At 72.3% G+C, this 15,624-nt stretch carries 14 protein-coding genes; 9 read left to right on the forward strand and 5 right to left on the reverse strand.

Going from position 1 to position 15,624, the window contains the following annotated elements; all coding sequences use genetic code 11:
• Window positions 1-4: 4 nt before the first annotated feature.
• Window positions 5-364, reverse strand: coding sequence for a MerR family transcriptional regulator (locus tag ABZX85_RS25205; protein ID WP_355872697.1), 360 nt, complete (start codon window positions 362-364; stop codon window positions 5-7).
• A 115-nt stretch (window positions 365-479) separates the two neighbouring features.
• On the opposite strand from ABZX85_RS25205, the gene ABZX85_RS25210 reads away from it, so the two are divergent.
• Together ABZX85_RS25210 and ABZX85_RS25215 are read left to right on the forward strand one after the other, a co-directional pair.
• Complete coding sequence (locus ABZX85_RS25210; protein ID WP_355872699.1) at window positions 480-1,358, forward strand: NADP-dependent oxidoreductase; 879 nt, start codon at window positions 480-482, stop codon at window positions 1,356-1,358.
• 134 nt (window positions 1,359-1,492) lie between these two features.
• A complete protein-coding gene (locus tag ABZX85_RS25215) occupies window positions 1,493-2,488 on the forward strand; it encodes a Gfo/Idh/MocA family oxidoreductase (RefSeq protein ID WP_355872702.1) in 996 nt (331 codons plus the stop codon).
• Between the two features lie 88 nt (window positions 2,489-2,576).
• Here the strand turns inward: ABZX85_RS25215 and ABZX85_RS25220 are convergent, their stop codons facing one another.
• Entirely contained in the window at window positions 2,577-3,311 is a 735-nt protein-coding gene (locus tag ABZX85_RS25220; protein ID WP_355872705.1) for a TioE family transcriptional regulator, read from the reverse strand.
• 58 nt (window positions 3,312-3,369) lie between these two features.
• Between ABZX85_RS25220 and ABZX85_RS25225 the strand changes: the two genes are divergently transcribed.
• The 3 genes from ABZX85_RS25225 to ABZX85_RS25235 all read left to right on the forward strand — a co-directional run bounded on the left by ABZX85_RS25225 (window position 3,370) and on the right by ABZX85_RS25235 (window position 5,997).
• Window positions 3,370-4,509, forward strand: a complete 1,140-nt coding sequence (locus tag ABZX85_RS25225; RefSeq protein WP_355872708.1) for an erythromycin esterase family protein — start codon at window positions 3,370-3,372, stop codon at window positions 4,507-4,509.
• A gap of 125 nt (window positions 4,510-4,634) precedes the next feature.
• Window positions 4,635-5,513 carry a hypothetical protein gene (locus tag ABZX85_RS25230; protein ID WP_355872710.1) on the forward strand — a complete coding sequence of 293 codons (879 nt, stop codon included), beginning with the start codon at window positions 4,635-4,637 and terminating at the stop codon, window positions 5,511-5,513.
• Between the two features lie 73 nt (window positions 5,514-5,586).
• Window positions 5,587-5,997, forward strand: a complete 411-nt coding sequence (locus ABZX85_RS25235; protein WP_355872713.1) for a VOC family protein — start codon at window positions 5,587-5,589, stop codon at window positions 5,995-5,997.
• Here the strand turns inward: ABZX85_RS25235 and ABZX85_RS25240 are convergent.
• Window positions 5,980-7,296, reverse strand: a complete 1,317-nt coding sequence (locus ABZX85_RS25240; RefSeq protein WP_355872716.1) for a hypothetical protein — start codon at window positions 7,294-7,296, stop codon at window positions 5,980-5,982. The genes ABZX85_RS25235 and ABZX85_RS25240 overlap by 18 nt on opposite strands.
• 322 nt (window positions 7,297-7,618) lie before the next feature.
• Between ABZX85_RS25240 and ABZX85_RS25245 the strand changes: the two genes are divergently transcribed.
• Window positions 7,619-8,311, forward strand: coding sequence for an alpha/beta hydrolase (locus ABZX85_RS25245; RefSeq protein ID WP_355872718.1), 693 nt, complete (start codon window positions 7,619-7,621; stop codon window positions 8,309-8,311).
• Here the strand turns inward: ABZX85_RS25245 and ABZX85_RS25250 are convergent.
• Window positions 8,291-8,776, reverse strand: coding sequence for a hypothetical protein (locus ABZX85_RS25250; RefSeq protein WP_355872721.1), 486 nt, complete (start codon window positions 8,774-8,776; stop codon window positions 8,291-8,293). The genes ABZX85_RS25245 and ABZX85_RS25250 overlap by 21 nt on opposite strands.
• A 138-nt stretch (window positions 8,777-8,914) precedes the next feature.
• Here ABZX85_RS25250 and ABZX85_RS25255 point away from each other — a divergent pair, with 138 nt between their 5' ends.
• The 3 genes from ABZX85_RS25255 to meaB are packed head-to-tail and all read left to right on the forward strand — an operon-like array spanning window position 8,915 to window position 13,862.
• Entirely contained in the window at window positions 8,915-10,705 is a 1,791-nt protein-coding gene (locus ABZX85_RS25255; protein WP_355872724.1) for a methylmalonyl-CoA mutase family protein, read from the forward strand.
• Complete coding sequence (scpA, locus tag ABZX85_RS25260) at window positions 10,705-12,879, forward strand: methylmalonyl-CoA mutase (protein ID WP_355872726.1); 2,175 nt, start codon at window positions 10,705-10,707, stop codon at window positions 12,877-12,879. Before ABZX85_RS25255 ends, scpA begins: the two co-directional genes overlap by 1 nt.
• Entirely contained in the window at window positions 12,876-13,862 is a 987-nt protein-coding gene (meaB, locus tag ABZX85_RS25265; RefSeq protein WP_355872731.1) for a methylmalonyl Co-A mutase-associated GTPase MeaB, read from the forward strand. The genes scpA and meaB overlap by 4 nt, the downstream gene beginning before the upstream one ends.
• Before the next feature lie 34 nt (window positions 13,863-13,896).
• On the opposite strand, the gene ABZX85_RS25270 is transcribed toward meaB, so the two are convergent.
• Window positions 13,897-15,537 (reverse strand): alpha-amylase family glycosyl hydrolase, encoded by a 1,641-nt coding sequence (locus tag ABZX85_RS25270; protein ID WP_355872734.1) that lies wholly within the window; start codon window positions 15,535-15,537, stop codon window positions 13,897-13,899.
• Window positions 15,538-15,624 lie beyond the last annotated feature (87 nt).

Consider the following 15,624-nt stretch of genomic DNA (forward strand, 5'->3'; position numbering starts at 1 on the left):
GGCCTCACGCCATCGGCGGAGCCGCCGCGATGACCTTGTCCAACGCCCCTAGGGACGCCCGGAGTTCGTCGATCGACCCCGCTATCCGCTCCCGTTCCCGGCGCAACTGGGCCACCAGATCGGGGCAGGTCGGCGCCAGCCCGTCGGCCGAGTCCCGCAGGCACGGCAGGATCGCGCCGATCGTCGCCGTGTTCAGCCCGGCCGCCAGCAGGGAGCGGATACGGCGGACCGCGTCGACATCGTCGTCCGCGTACTCCCGGTAGCCGCTCGGACACCGCCGCGGACACAGGAGACCCTGCTCCTCGTAGTACCGCAGCAGCCGCTCGTGCACCCCGGTCCTGCGCGACAACTCCCCGATCCGCACCCGCCGTTCGCCTTCCGCTTGACTCTCACACCGATGTCAGAGTCTAACGTCCGTGATCAGCGACGGGTCCGGGCACGAACGCCCGGACCGGCACGCGGACCCGAGGAGACGGACCATGCGCGCAGTACGGATCGACCGCCACGGCGGCCCCGACGTCCTCACCGTCGAGGAGATCCCCGACCCGGCCCCGGCCCCCGGCGAGGTCCTCGTCCGGACGGCCGCGAGCAGCCTCAACCCCGTCGACCACAAGACCCGCGCCCAGCACATCGGCCCAGCCCTGCCCGCCACCCTCGGCTGGGACCTCGCCGGCACGGTCGTCGCCACGCACGGCACCCCCTTCCGGCCCGGAGAGCAGGTCATCGCGATGTCAGCGCAGATCGCCACCGGCCGCGGCACCTGGTCCGAACTCGTCACCCTCCCCGCCCACCTGCTCACCCACGCCCCCACCACGATCCCCCTCACGGACGCCGCCGCCCTCCCGCTGGCCGGCGTCACCGCCGTCCAGGCCCTGGAGAAGACGGCCCTCACCGACGGCGACCGCCTCCTCGTCATCGGCGCGACCGGAGCCGTCGGCGGCATCGCCGTCCAACTGGCCCTGCGCACCGGCGCGACCGTCGACGCCCTGGTCTCCCGCCCCGCCCACCACACCGAGGCCCGCGCACTCGGCGCCGCCCACGTCACCCACACCCTCACCGACCTGCCGCCCACCGCCTACGACGCCGTCCTCGACACCGCCGGACTCGACGCCGGCCACCTCCTCGCCCCCGGCGGACGCTACGTCTCCATCGCCGACGAACCCCTCCCCGACGTCCCCGGCGCGGTCAAGAGCTACGTCCAGGAGAACAGCGACCACCTCGCCGACCTCGTCGCCCTGGTCGACAAGGGCGCACTGCGCCTGCGCATCGCGGCCCGCCATCCTCTGGACGAGGTCCGCGCCGCGCACGAGCGGTTCGAGGCAGGGGGAGTGCTCGGCAAGATCCTCCTCACGTTCTGAGGCCACACCGCCACCTCCCACAACGGCATGACCATGAACACGTCCCCGGCCACTTCGGGCCGCCTCCGGCACGCTGCTAGGTTGGCCGTTCACGGCACCAGCACCCGTTGGTGCCCTGGACTGGGGGGTCACCCGTGTCGTTTCGCTGGGGCATCGCCGGAACCGGCAGCATCGCGCACGGCTTCGCCGACGCGCTCGGCCGGCTCCCCGACGCACACCTCGTCGCCGTCGCCTCCCGCAGCCGCGAGAAGGCCGAGGAGTTCGGCGAGAAGTACGCCGTCCCCGCCGACCGCCGCTACGCCTCCTACGAGGACCTCGCCGCCGACGACACCGTCGACCTCGTCTACGTCGCCTCCCCCCAGTCCCACCACCGCGAACACACCCTGCTCTTCCTGAACTCCGGCCACGGCGTCCTGTGCGAGAAGCCGTTCGCCCTCGACGCCGCCCAGGCCGCCGACATGATCGCCGTGGCACGCGAACGCGGACTGTTCCTCATGGAGGCGATGTGGAGCCGCTTCCTGCCCGCCTACGTCAAACTCCGCGAACTGATCGCCGAGAACGCCATCGGTACGGTCCTCTCCGTCGACGCCGACTTCGGGTTCCCCTTCCCGCCCGGCGGACGCCTCTTCGACCCGGCCCTCGGCGGCGGCTCCCTCCTCGACCTCGGCGTCTACCCCGTCTCCCTGGCCAGCATGCTCCTCGGTGAACCCGCCCGCGTCACCGCCACCGGCCTCATCGGGACGGCCGGAGTCGACGACCAGATCGCCGTCCTCAGCGGCTACACCAACGGCGCCTTCTCCGTCGCCCGCTCCTCCCTGCGCACCCAACTCGCCTGCACGGCACGCATCGCCGGCACCGAGGGCCACATCGAACTCCCCTTCCTCATGCACTGCCCCGACTCCCTCACCCTCCAGGCCAAGGGCACCACCGAGACGTTCACCCTCCCCGCCGCCCGTGACGGAGACGCCCCCGAGACCGCCGGCGGCGGCCTCCACCACCAGGTCCGCCACCTCCACGCCCGCCTCACCGCCGGCCACCTGGAGAGCGACGTCATCCCCCTCGACGAGACCCTCTCAATCATGCGCACCCTCGACACGGCCCGCGCCGAGATCGGCCTCGTCTTCCCGTAACGGACACACGGGGACGGCAGGTTCCCGCCGAGGGCCACCAGGGGTACGACAGTCTCAGCCGGAGGGCCGCTGCCGTACCCCTCGCCCACTACCCCTGAGCCCCCGCCGCCCTCTCACGCGCCCGCACATACCCCTCCAACTCCGCAGCCCCCGCCAGCAACGCCCGCCCCCGCACCGCGAGCCGCCCCCGCCACTCCCGCAGCACACCCCCCAACGGCTCCACCCCGCCCGCCGCCCGCACCTGCGAGATCAACGGCGCGATCCGCTCCAACAGATAGCCGCCGCGCCGGAGCTGACCCACCAGCCGGGCGTCCCGCACCGCCGCCTCGTCGTACACCCGGTACCCGGTCACCGGATCACGCCCCGGCCGCACCAACCCGGCCCGCTCCCACTTCCGCAACGTCGCCGGCCGCACCCCGAGCCGCCGGGCGAGCACCCCGATGAACACCCCGCCCGGCTCCGACACCGCCACCGGCGCCAGATCACGCAACGCCGCCTCCACGGCCTCAAGCGTCCGCCGGTCCTCCAGCAACTGCGCGTGACTCGCGTCGATCAGCCGGAACGCCTCGTCGTCCGCCCCCTCGTTCACCGCCCGCATGATCGCCGCGGCGGTCCGATGCCCGTGCCCCGGCACGAGCGCGAGAAACGCGGCCAACGCCCGCGCGTGCAACGGCGTGTAGACGCGATACCCGTGCGCCGTCCGCCCGGCGGCCGGAAGGATGCCGTCCTCCTCGTAATTGCGGACCGCCTGCGCGGACAACCCGTGCCCCCGCGCCAGATCCACCGGCCGCAGCCGCTCACCGCTTTGAAGGTTACGCCCCACGAGACCGCCGATTCCGTGCTGAAGTCTCCACCGAAGGTTCAAAGATACCGTTGAGGCCATGGCAACGGACATCAAGGACGCCGCCCGCCCCGTCGACGCGCGGACCCTCATGGACCTCCTCCCGAACCACCCACGACTCCTCGCCCTCGGCGAACCCACCCACGGCCAGGACACCCTCCTCGACCTCCGCAACGACGTCTTCCGCGACCTCGTCGAACAGGAGGGCTACCGCACCATCGCGATCGAGAGCGACTGCCTCAAAGCCCTCCTGGTCGACGACCACGTCACCACCGGCGCCGGCACCCTCGACGACGTCATGACCCACGGCTTCAGCCACGACTGGGGCGCGTTCGAAGGCAACCGCGACCTCGTACGGTGGATGCGCGCCCACAACGAGACCCGCCCGGCCGCCGACCACGTCCACTTCGCCGGCTTCGACACCCCCGTGGAGATCACCCACGCCGAAAGCCCCCGCGCCCCCCTCACCGCCCTCCACACCCACCTCGCGCCACCGGACATCGACGCCGACACCCTCGACCGCCTCCTCGGCCCCGACGACCGCTGGACCGACCCAGCCGCCATGTTCGACCCCACCCGCTCCACCGGCCGCACCCCGGAAGCCCGGCAACTCCGCGCCCTCGCCGACGACTTGATCGCCCTCCTCGACCAGCACCCCCACACGCCCCGCGCCAGCCTCCACGCCCGCACCGCCACCGCCCTCCTGCGCTACCACCACTGGATGGCCGACCCCACCCCCGCCCGCATGACCCGCCTGTGCGCCCAGCGCGACGCCGCCATGGCCCACAACCTCCTCGCCCTCGCCGCGCAAGGCCCGACCCTCGTCCACGCCCACAACGCCCACCTCCAGCGCGAGCGCAGCAGCATGGACCTGTGGCAGGGCCGCGCGGAGTGGTGGAGCGCGGGCGCCCTGGCCGGCGCCCGACTCGGCGACGACTACGCCTTCGTCGCGACAGCCGTCGGCACGATCCGCCACCAGGGCGTGGACACCCCACCCGCCGACACCCTCGAAGGACTCCTCTACGACAACCCCGCCCCCCACCACCTCATCGCCCCCACCCACCTCCCCACCACCACACCCCGAGTCTCCCCATGGTTCGGCTACGCCCCACTCGACCCGGCCCACCTCAAGACCATCGACGGGCTCGTATACGTGAGGGATGTGACCACCGGCCACTGAACTCGCCCCCGGAACCGGGGGAGTTCACCGCCCGCCAGGCAACCCCGTCGGCCCCGGACACCGACGCCGCCGCACGTACCGTAGGGGCGCATCGCCACCCGCCCGACCAGCAGGGAGCCGCCCCGATGAACGTCGAGATCCCCCCGTTCCTGATCGAGACCGCCACCCAGTACGGCTCCGGCGTCCCCTACGCCCTCAAAATCATCGCCGCCCGCCTGGCGGACGACCCCGACCTGGGCCACCCCTCACCCCTCCCCGGCATCCTCACCGTCCACTTCGAGGACGACCTGATCGAGGACTGCCCCGCCCTCACCATCGGCTACATCCGCGAACCCGACCGCGTCGAGATCCGCCACGTGCGCCCGACGACCACTCCCACGGCACCGGCCGACACCACCGCGGAACCCGAACCCGCCCTCACCGATCCCGCCACCGACGCGCTCACCGCACGCCAGATCGCCGACGCCTGGCACCGCGTCACCACCTGGCTCCGCCTCCACGCCCCCGACTCGTACGCCGCACTGCGCCCTGGCACCACCCCGCCCCCCGACCTCGGCATCCGCGTCCCCCTCGAACTGCGGGCCCTGTGGCTGCTCACCTCCGGCGACGACGAGGGATGCCTCCCCGGCGCCATGGCCCTGATGTCCCCGGACGCCGTGACCGCCGAGTACCGGCGTCGGACCGAGGAACAGGCCCGTACGCCGGAGGAGGACGGCATCACCCGGTGGAAACCGTCCTGGATTCCCTTCGCCACCGGCCCCCGAAACAGCATGCGCGGCCTCTACCTCGACACCGACACCGGATTCCTGGGCCACTGGTCCCGCTACGACGACGGCCACCCCGACGGCGAACTCGACACCCTCGTCACCTACTTGGAGGAGGTCGCCGACACACTCGAAGCCCCGGCCCTCGCCACCCGCGACCAACCCGGTCTGATCGGCGGCAGGCTGGTGTGGCGCAGCGGCATCGACCCCGCGGCACCGGACGGATGGCGGCCCATCTAGGCCAGAACCCGACCCAGTTGACCCCTACCTTCACTCGTACGGCCACAGGGGCCGGCCGACCGAAGGAGTCTCCATGCTGCGAGGCGTCACCACCGTCCGCTTCCACACCGCCGACCTCGACGCCGCGAAGGACTGGTACACCGAACTCCTCGGCACCGCCCCCTACTTCGACCGCCCCGGCTACGCCGAGTACCGCATCGGCGACTACCAGCACGAACTCGGCCTCCTCGACACCAAGTTCGCGGGCACCCTCGGCTCCCACGACGACGTCCCCGCCGCAGGAGCCGTCGTCTACTGGCACGTCGACGACGCCGAGTCCGCCCTCACCCGCCTCCTCACCCTGGGTGCCACCCTCCACGAACCCCTCCGGGAATTCGGCGAGGGCTTCACCGGCGGCTCGGTCGTCGACCCCTTCGGGAACGTCCTCGGCATCATGCAGAACCGCCACTACATGGAGATCCTCACCTCACGGCAGCAGCCGTAGCATCACGTCGACCGGGAGCGAAGGGTTGGCGGCGGCGCTCTGTACGACGTCCTCGTCGTCGTCGCCGAGCAACCCGACGAGAACCTCCACCGGCAGGGCGGGGTGCGCGGCGGCGACCGGCCGCGCCCGCGCATTTCCCAGACACGCGACCAGCGCCGCCGCAGGCGCATCGACGCGTCCGGCGATCGCCCGCAATACGCCGCCCACCGGCGGCTCGCGCAGCGCCAGGTCTTCCAACAGGGCCGCCGGGGCGTCAGGGTTGAGCGCCACCTGCGCCATGACCTGGACGCCGTGCCGCTCGACCATCCTCCGCAACTGCCCCTCGGACAACCCCGGATGAGGGGCGACCGACTTCACCACCTTCGCATCCGGGTCGACGGCCAGCGCGTCCCGCACCCCGTCGGGCAGATCACGCCGCCGAGCCACCAGCGCCCGCACCGACGAGTCCTTCGACGCCGCCAGCTGCGCGACCTCGGCGGGACTGGCGGAGGCGACCCTCGGCAGCAGGTCCGCACCGACCTTCGGGAGACCGGCGAGCGGGACGAGCACATCGAACGGGACACCCGGATTGCGCGCCAGCTCCCGTCGTATCTCGACATCGTCGTCCCCGGCGAGGACCCGTGCCACGGTTTCCCCGATCGAGGGGTTGCCGGCAACCGCCTTCCGTACACCGTGATACGGGTCCACGGCGAGCCGCGCGTACACCTCCTGCGGCAGATCCTCCCGCTCGGCCAGCTCCTGCCGGACCCACACCACCGGATCGTCGGCGAACCCCACGACGGCATCGACGGGCGTGGCCGGATTCCCCGCGACCGCCTGACGGACGGCGGCGAGCGCCGCCCCATGAGCCCCGTCGCAGGCCCGCCCGAAGAACGCGCCGCCGTCATCCTCGGGAGAACCATCCGATGCCTCGGGACAGCCGCCCGAGTGGAACGGCGGAACGGCCCCTCCCTCACACCCCCGACACCACTCCACGGTCGACACCCCCTCACCCGACGCCAGCACGGCCAGCACCTCGGGCGGTGCGCCCCGGTTCTCCGCCACCATCCTCCGCACCCCGGCATGCGGATGCCCCGCCAGCCCCGCCACCACCTCCGACGCCCCGCACCACGCGAGCTCCGCGACGACACACACGTCCGCATCCCCGGCCAACGCCCGGACGACACCATCCGGGAGCCCGGCACAACGCGCCAGCTTCTCCCGATGCCCGACGACACCCCCCGCCACGATGCCCCACGCCCACTCCACGTCCCCCCGCCCCTCATCGAGCAGAGCGAGCGCGGCCTCCGGCTGCCTCACCGCATCGACATCCCCAGCCCTCAACTTCCCCGCATACGCCAACGACACATCGACCCCCTCGACCCGACCCGCCAACGCGACCGCCTGCGCGTGCCCGAGGTCCTCCCGGTGAGCGAGCACCCACCCGAGCCATTCATCCGCCCACCCGACCAACCGATCGACCCCCCACCCTGGCAACGCCGGATTCTCAGCAAGTCCGCACAACACAGAGTCCACACCCGCCATGGTCCCCGGAACCCCCGAAGACTTCCCCCGATTTTCCCCCGCCTCCCACAGCCCTCTGGTGTGATCACCTCACCCCCTCCCACCCCGGAAGGCACCGATGAACCTCCACACCCACACCTGGGGGACCGGCCCCCGCACCGCCGCCCTCGTCCACGGCATCATGTCCGACCACACCACCTGGCACCGCGTCGGCCCGGCCCTCGCCGCCCAGGGCTACCGCGTCACCGCCGTCGACCTCCGAGGCCACGGCGCAAGCCCACGCGGCCCCTACAGCGTCGCCGCCTGGGCCGACGACCTCACCGAAACCCTCCCGCGTGACCTGGACCTGGCGATCGGCCACTCCCTGGGCGCCCTGGCCCTCTCCCTCGCCGCCGACCGGCTCACCCCCGCCCGAGCCGTCTACGCCGACCCCGCCTGGGCCCTCCAAGGAGCCAAAGGCATCGACGCGTCCGTCTTCACCGACCTCAAACACGCGACCCCCGAAACCCTCTCCGCCCTCAACCCCCGCTGGGACGCGACCGACATAGCCCTCGAACTCAAGTCCCTCGCCCGCTGGGACCCCGACTCGGCCCACGCCGTCTTCGGCGAACACGCCCTCGACCGCACCCCCACCCACCCGACCGTCCCCTCCCTCGTCCTCACCGCCGACCCCAGCCCCCTGATCTCCCCCTCCCACGCAGCCCGCCTCCGACAACAAGGCTTCGAAGTCCGCCCCGTCCCCGACACCGGCCACACCATCCACCGCGACGACCTCACCGCCTTCATGACCTCACTGACCACCTGGCTCTGACCCCGCCCCCACCTCACCCAAAAACCTCCGCACCCCACCCTTCCCCCGCAACACCACCACACGAGCACCCCCGGCCTCCCTTGCCACCACCGCCATCAGGGCCACCAGACTCCGCCGCCGGTACCCCCACACCCACCGCCAGAAATCCGCCCGCTCCCAACCCCGCAACCCCGCCCGCCACGCACACAGCCAGAACGGGAAGTCCAGCACCACGACGGTGTCGGCCCGCCGCAGCCGCACCTCGGGAACGTCGTAGGGCCCGAGATCCCCGTCCATGATCCAGCGGTCCTCGCGGGCGAGCCCGGCCTGCACGACGGCCCACCGCCCGGGAGACATCCGCTCCAGCCCCTCACCCCAGAAATACCGGTCCAGTTCCACCACCGGAAGCCCGGTGAGCCCCCCGAGCCGGCGAGCCAGTACCGACTTGCCCGCCCCACCCCGCCCGAGCACCACGACACGCCGCACAGAGACCACCCCCACCCCTATATGACCCCTCATCAGAACCCCCCACCCCCTGAAGAGATCACGATCACAGTTACACCGAGGGCAAGGTCACAGCCGTGCCCTCTGCGCTCCTCCGCGCCGGTGTCCTAGCATCCGAGCATGACGGTCCTGCCTGACGACGGGCTCGAACTGGCCGGTGAGTTCCCTGACGTGTCCCATGAGCAGTGGCAGCGCCTGGTGGCGGGTGTCCTGCGCAAAGCGGGCAAGGACGTCGAGGGAGACGCCGCCGAGGAAGCCCTGTCCACCGCGCTGGAGGACGGGCTGCGCACCCGCCCCCTCTACACCGCGCACGACACCGCCCCCACCCCCGGCCTGCCCGGATTCGCCCCCTTCACCAGGGGCTCCCGCCCCGAGGGCAACACCATCGGCGGCTGGGACGTACGGCAGCGACACACCACCCCCGGCAAGGACGCCGTCCTCACCGACCTGGAGAACGGCGTCACCTCCCTGTGGCTGGACGGCGTCCCGGTGGAAGCCCTCGCCGACACCCTGGACGGCGTCTACCTGGACCTCGCCCCCGTGATCCTGGACGCCGGCGCCGACACGGCCCCCGCCGCCCGGGAACTCCTGCGCCTGTACGACGAGAAGGGCATCGCCCGGACGGCCGTACGCGGCAACCTCGGCGCCGACCCCCTCGCCCACGAGGCCCGCACCGGCGAACCCGCCGACATCCCGGCCTTCCACCTCGCCCGCCTTTGCGCCGACGAGTACCCCGGCCTGCGCGCCCTCACCGTCGACGCCCTCCCGTACCACGAGGCCGGCGCCTCCGCCGCCCAGGAACTCGCCTGCTCCCTCGCCACGGCCGTCACCTACCTCCGCGACCTGACCGCCGCCGGTCTGGACATCGCACAGGCGACCGCCCAGCTCGAATTCCGGTACGCGGCCACCGCAGACCAGTTCCTCACGATCGCCAAACTCCGCGCCGCCCGCCGCCTCTGGTCCCGCGTCACCGACGTCTGCCAGGGACCTCAAGGCACCGCCCAGCTCCAGCACGCGGTCACCTCCCCGGTGATGATGACCCGCCGCGACCCCTGGGTGAACATGCTCCGCACGACGATCGCGACCCTCGCGGCCGGCACGGCCGGCGCCGACGCCGTCACCGTCCTCCCCTTCGACGACGCCCTCGGCCTCCCCGACGCCTTCGCCCGCCGCATCGCCCGCAACACCTCCACGATCCTGATCGAGGAGTCGAACCTCGCCCGGGTCATCGACCCGGCCGGCGGCTCCTGGTACGTCGAGCGCCTCACCGACGAACTCGCCCACGCCGCTTGGGACTTCTTCCAGGGCATCGAACGCGACGGCGGCATGCCGGCGGTCCTGCGCTCCGGCCGCCTGAGGGACGACCTCGCCACGACCTGGGCGGAACGCACGAAGAAGCTCGCCACCCGCCGTGAACCCATCACCGGCGTCAGCGAGTTCCCCCACCTCGCGGAGAAACCCGTCACCCGCACCCCGGCCACCCCGCCCCCCACCGGCGGCCTCCCGCGCGTCCGCCGCGACGAGGCGTACGAAGCCCTCCGCGCCCGCTCCGACGCCCACCTCGCCACCACCGGCACCCGCCCCCGCGTCTACCTCGCCGCCCTCGGCCCCGCCGCCGCGCACACCGCCCGCCTGACGTTCGCCGCGAGCCTCTTCCAGGCCGGCGGCATCGAACCCGTCACCGAGGGCACGTTCGAGGACAGCGGCGCCACCGAGGCGTGCCTGTGCTCCAGCGACGCCGTCTACGAGGAACAGGCGACGTCCACCGCCGAAGCCCTCAAGGCCGCCGGCGCCCGCCACGTGACCCTGGCCGGCCGGGGCACCCACCCCGGCGTCGACACGTACGTCTTCGCGGGCTGTGACGCCGTCGCCGTCCTGACCGCCGCCCTCGACCGACTGGGAGTGTCGTGATGGGAATCCCCGACTTCTCCGGGATCGACCTGGGCGTCCCGACGCCCGACAGCGTCCCCGCCGACTGGGACGCCGCCCTCAAGCGCGCCGCGGGCGGTGACGACCTGCTGTGGGAGACCCCCGAGGGCATCCCGGTCAAACCCCTGTACACGGGCCGTGACCTGGAGGGCCTCGACTTCCTGGCCACCTACCCCGGCGCGGCCCCCTTCCTGCGCGGCCCCTACCCGACGATGTACGTCAACCAGCCCTGGACGATCCGCCAGTACGCGGGCTTCTCCACCGCCGAGGAGTCCAACGCCTTCTACCGCCGAAACCTCGCCGCCGGCCAGAAGGGCCTGTCGGTCGCCTTCGACCTGCCCACCCACCGCGGCTACGACAGCGACCACCCCCGCGTCACCGGCGACGTCGGCATGGCGGGCGTCGCCATCGACTCCATCTACGACATGCGCCAGCTCTTCGACGGCATCCCGCTCGACAGGATGACCGTGTCGATGACGATGAACGGCGCCGTCCTGCCCGTGCTGGCCCTCTACATCGTCGCGGCGGAAGAACAGGGCGTACCGGCGGAGAAACTCGCGGGGACCATCCAGAACGACATCCTCAAAGAGTTCATGGTCCGCAACACCTACATCTACCCGCCGAAACCCTCGATGCGGATCATCTCCGACATCTTCGCGTACACCTCCCAGCGGATGCCCCGCTACAACTCGATCTCCATCTCCGGCTACCACATCCAGGAAGCCGGCGCGACGGCCGACCTCGAACTCGCCTACACCCTCGCCGACGGCGTCGAGTACATCCGCGCCGGCCGCGAAGCGGGCCTCGACGTCGACGCGTTCGCACCCCGCCTGTCGTTCTTCTGGGCGATCGGCATGAACTTCTTCATGGAGGTCGCGAAACTCCGCGCGGCCCGCCTCCTGTGGGCGAAACTCGTCAAGCAGTTCGACCCGCAGAACACCAAGTCGCTGTCCCTGCGCACCCATTCGCAGACCTCCGGCTGGTCGCTGACCGCCCAGGACGTCTTCAACAACGTGACCCGCACCTGCGTCGAGGCCATGGCCGCCACCCAGGGCCACACCCAGTCCCTGCACACCAACGCCCTCGACGAGGCCCTCGCCCTCCCCACCGACTTCTCCGCCCGCATCGCCCGCAACACCCAGCTCCTCATCCAGCAGGAGTCCGGCACCACCAGGGTCATCGACCCCTGGGGCGGTAGCGCCTACGTCGAACGCCTCACCTACGACCTCGCCCGCCGCACCTGGCAGCACATCCAGGAGGTCGAGCAGGCGGGCGGCATGGCCCAGGCCATCGACGCGGGCATCCCGAAACTCCGCGTCGAGGAGGCCGCCGCCCGCACCCAGGCCCGCATCGACTCGGGCCGCCAGCCCGTCATCGGCGTCAACAAGTACCGGGTCGAGAACGACGAGGACATCGAGGTCCTGCGCGTAGACAACTCCTCCGTGCGCGCCCAGCAGATCGAGAAGCTGCGCCGCCTGCGCGCCGAACGCGACGAACAGGTCTGCCAGGACGCCCTCGACGCCCTCACCCGCGCCGCGTCCGGCGAGGGCAACCTCCTCGAACTCGCCGTCCACGCGGCCCGCGCGAAGGCCACGGTCGGCGAGATCTCCGACGCCCTGGAGAAGGTGTACGGGCGCCACGCGAGCCGTATCCGTACGATCTCCGGTGTGTACCGCAACGAGGCGGGGGAGTCCGCGAACGTGGAACGCACCCGCACCCTGGTGGACGCCTTCGCCGAGGCCGAGGGCCGCCGCCCCCGCATCCTGGTCGCCAAGATGGGCCAGGACGGCCACGACCGCGGCCAGAAGGTCATCGCGACCGCGTTCGCCGACCTCGGCTTCGACGTCGACGTCGGCCCCCTGTTCCAGACGCCGGGCGAGGTCGCCCGGCAGGCCGTCGAGGCGGACGTCCACATCGTCGGCGTGTCCTCCCTCGCCGCCGGGCACCTCACCCTCGTCCCCGCCCTGCGCGAGGAACTCGCCCGGGAGGGCCGCGAGGACATCATGGTCGTCGTCGGGGGAGTGATCCCCCCGCAGGACGTCCCCACGCTCCTGGAGATGGGCGCGGCGGCCGTCTTCCCGCCCGGGACGGTGATCCCCGACGCGGCGTACGACCTGGTGGAGCGACTGGCGGCCGGCCTGGGACTGGAGCTGTGACGGACGTCGACGCCTACGTCAAGGGCGTCCTGGACGGGAAGCGGGCGGCGATCGCCCGCGCGATCACCCTCGTCGAGTCGGTGAGCCCCCGTCACCGGGCCCCGGCCCAGGAGCTCCTGACGGCGCTCCTCCCGCACAGCGGACGCTCCCGCCGCATCGGCGTCAGCGGGGTCCCCGGGGTCGGGAAGTCGACGTTCATCGACGCGTTCGGCACCCTGCTCACCGGCCTCGGCCACCGCGTCGCCGTCCTCGCCGTCGACCCCTCCTCCACCCGCACCGGCGGCTCCATCCTCGGCGACAAGACCCGGATGGAACGCCTGTCGGTCGACCCGTCGGCGTTCGTCCGCCCCTCCCCGACATCCGGCACCCTCGGCGGCGTCGCCAAGGCCACCCGCGAGTCGATCGTCGTGATGGAGGCCGCCGGGTACGACGTCGTCCTCGTCGAGACCGTCGGCGTCGGCCAGTCCGAGACGGCCGTCGCGGACATGACGGACTCCTTCCTCCTGCTGACCCTCGCCCGCACCGGCGACCAGCTCCAGGGCATCAAGAAGGGCGTCCTGGAACTGGCCGACGTGATCGCCGTGAACAAGGCGGACGGCCCGCACGAACGCGACGCCCAGGCCGCCGCCCGCGAACTGGCGGGCGCCCTGCGCCTGATGCACGGCCGCGACGCCGCCTGGACCCCGCCCGTCCTCAGTTGCAGCGCCCGCGAGTCCACCGGCCTCGACACGGTCTGGGAGCGCCTGGAACAGCACCGCACCCTCCTCGACTCCACGGGCCGCCTCACCGCCCGCCGCCAGGAACAGCAGATCGCCTGGACCTGGGCGATGGTCCACGACACCCTCCTGACCCGCCTGCGCACCGACCCGGCGGTCCGCGCCCTCACCCCGGGCCTGGAGAACGACATCCGCGCGGGCGCCCTCACCCCGGCCGTCGCGGCGCAGCGCATCCTGGACGCCTTCGGCGGGGAAATCCCCAAGTAGAGAGGGCGGCGGCCCGACGGCCGCCGCCCTCTTCCTACACGTCGAGCCAGACCGCCTGGTCCACCCCCACCCTCCCGTCCTCCACCGCACCGCTCCCCAGCAGCACACGGACGTGCTCGGGCAGCTCGTACGGGACGCCGGAGAGATTGACGACGCACACGAACCCGGGTTCCCGCCGGAACGCCAGCACACCCGGCGGCGTCTCCAGCCACGTCAGCGTGCCGTCGCCGAGCGCGGGATGTGCCCGCCGCAGCCGCAGCGCGGCCCGGTACAGCTCCAGCACCGAGTCCGGTTCACCGCTCTGCGCCTCGACGCTGAACCGCCCCCAGTCGGCGGGCTGCGGCAGCCAGGGCGTCGCGCCGTCGGGCCCGAAGCCGAACGGCGGACGCCGACCGGACCAGGGGATCGGCACCCGGCACCCGTCCCGCCCGGCATCCGTGTGCCCGGAGCGTTCCCAGATGGGGTCCTGCCGCACCTCCTCCGGCAGATCCTCGACCTCCGGGAGGCCCAGCTCCTCGCCCTGGTAGACGTAGACGCCGCCGGGCAGCGCCAAGGTCAGCAGCGCGGCGGCCCGCGCCCGCCGCGTCCCCAGTTCGAGGTCGACGGGACCGCCGGGCTCGTACCGCTGGCCCGCCACCCAGCGCCGGGCGGCGCTGCGGCCGTACCGGCTCGGGTGGCGGACGACGTCATGGTTGGACAGCACCCACGTCGCGGGCGCCCCGACCGCGCCGAGCATCGCGAGCGAGTCGTCGATCACCCCGCGCAGCTCCTGCGCCTCCCAGCTCGCCATCAGGAAGTCGAAGTTGAACGCGGTGTGCAGGGCGTCCTCGCGGACGTACGCGGCGAGCCGCTCGGGGGTGTCGGCCCAGGCTTCGGCGACGAAGCACCGGTCGCCCTCGAACTCGTCGGCCACCTTCCGCCAGGCCCGGTAGATGTCGTGCACCTCGTCACGGTCCCAGTGCGGGTGGTCGACGTGCGTACGGGGCCCCTCGGCCGGCGTGTCCGGGCGCGGCGGCACGTCGGGCAGCCCGGCCTGCTTGACGAGGCCGTGGGCGACGTCGATCCGGAACCCGTCCACACCCCGCGCGAACCAGAACCGCAGGATGTCCTCGAACTCGGCGTGGACGTCGGGGTGGTCCCAGTTCAGGTCGGGCTGCTCCGGGGCGAACAGGTGCAGGTACCAGTCGCCGTCGGGCAGCCGCGTCCAGGCCGGCCCGCCGAACTCCGACACCCAGTTGTTCGGCGGCAGATGCCCGCCGGGACCGCGCCCCGCCCGGAACACGTACCGCTCCCGCTCCCGGCTCCCCGGCCCCGCGGCCAGCGCCGCCCGGAACCAGACGTGCCGGTCGGAGGTGTGGTTGGGAACGAGGTCGGGGATGACGCGGATGCCGTGCGCGTGCGCCTCGGCGATGAACTCCTCGGCCTCGGCGACCGTCCCGAACAGCGGGTCGATCGCCCGGTAGTCGGCGACGTCGTACCCGTGGTCCGCCTGCGGCGACGCGTACCAGGGGTTGATCCAGACGGCGTCGACACCGAGCGACGCCAGATACGGCAGCCGGGAGCGGACACCGGCGATGTCTCCGACGCCGTCGCCGTTCCCGTCGGCGAAACTGCGGATGTAGACCTGGTAGATGACGGCGCTGCGCCACCACGGCGGGGTACCGGGTTCGGACATGGTGCTGACTGCTCCTCGCAAACAGGGGAAACACACGGAAGGACGGACCTGCCAGGGTTGATACCCAGGAGGGGGCGGCCCGCCTCG

It is taken from the genome of Streptomyces sp. NPDC004539 (assembly GCF_040610055.1).
In the GTDB taxonomy this organism is placed as follows: domain Bacteria; phylum Actinomycetota; class Actinomycetes; order Streptomycetales; family Streptomycetaceae; genus Streptomyces.

Coding starts and splice junctions, on each gene's coding strand:
- ABZX85_RS25210 (WP_355872699.1), top strand. CDS start 480: ATGCGCGCAGTACGGATCGACCGCCACGGCGGCCCCGACGTCCTCACC.
- ABZX85_RS25225 (WP_355872708.1), top strand. CDS start 3,370: ATGGCAACGGACATCAAGGACGCCGCCCGCCCCGTCGACGCGCGGACC.
- ABZX85_RS25230 (WP_355872710.1), top strand. CDS start 4,635: ATGAACGTCGAGATCCCCCCGTTCCTGATCGAGACCGCCACCCAGTAC.
- ABZX85_RS25235 (WP_355872713.1), top strand. CDS start 5,587: ATGCTGCGAGGCGTCACCACCGTCCGCTTCCACACCGCCGACCTCGAC.
- ABZX85_RS25245 (WP_355872718.1), top strand. CDS start 7,619: ATGAACCTCCACACCCACACCTGGGGGACCGGCCCCCGCACCGCCGCC.
- ABZX85_RS25255 (WP_355872724.1), top strand. CDS start 8,915: ATGACGGTCCTGCCTGACGACGGGCTCGAACTGGCCGGTGAGTTCCCT.
- scpA (WP_355872726.1), top strand. CDS start 10,705: ATGGGAATCCCCGACTTCTCCGGGATCGACCTGGGCGTCCCGACGCCC.
- ABZX85_RS25270 (WP_355872734.1), bottom strand. CDS start 15,537: ATGTCCGAACCCGGTACCCCGCCGTGGTGGCGCAGCGCCGTCATCTAC.